General features: G+C 69.3%; 1 protein-coding gene. It reads right to left on the reverse strand.

Annotated elements, in window-relative coordinates:
• Positions 1 to 166 precede the first annotated feature (166 nt).
• On the reverse strand, positions 167 to 561 hold a 395-nt coding region (locus M1203_RS38520; RefSeq protein ID WP_249954521.1), incomplete at its 5' end, for a transposase.

The following is a 561-nucleotide window of genomic DNA, read 5'->3' on the forward strand; positions in this document are numbered from 1 at the left end:
CTAGCCTCGAAGTTTCGTGACGGTCCGCCGACGGAGTCGGTGGACCGTTTTCGTGCTGTGGACTGAGGCTGTGCAGGCTGAGGTCCCGAGTGTCGTCTCGGGCGGACGCCGGGTTCCACTGCTCCGGGGTGGAGGGTTCTTTCGCAGGGACGGGTGAATCTGCTGATCAGCCGAGGTTCGGGAGGAGTGCGAGTCGGTCGAGAGCTGCGGTGATGTGGCTGGTCCAGGGCCAGTGCCGGGCCAGGCGGAGGATCCGGCGGCGGCCGGTGGTCACGAGCTGTCCAGCCGTGCTGAGCAGACGAAGCCGCAGGCGGCGGGGCTCCCAGAGTATGGCTTCGCCGGTCAGCGCGAGCATGGGCATCCAGGCCAGCAGGTCGAGAGCGATCTGCACGATCTCCAGCCAGACCCGGTTTTGTGCCATGCGCTTGAGGGGCAGGTTGCGCGGACCGGTGGCCCGGGCGGCCCGGATGCGGTCCTCGGCCCTGGCCCGCAGCCGGTGACGGAGCTCGAGCTCGGCGATCGGCCGGCCGGGCGTGTTGGTGGCGAAGCAGGTGAGCCTCA

Source organism: Streptomyces sp. 35G-GA-8, assembly GCF_023534745.1.
GTDB lineage: Bacteria > Actinomycetota > Actinomycetes > Streptomycetales > Streptomycetaceae > Streptomyces.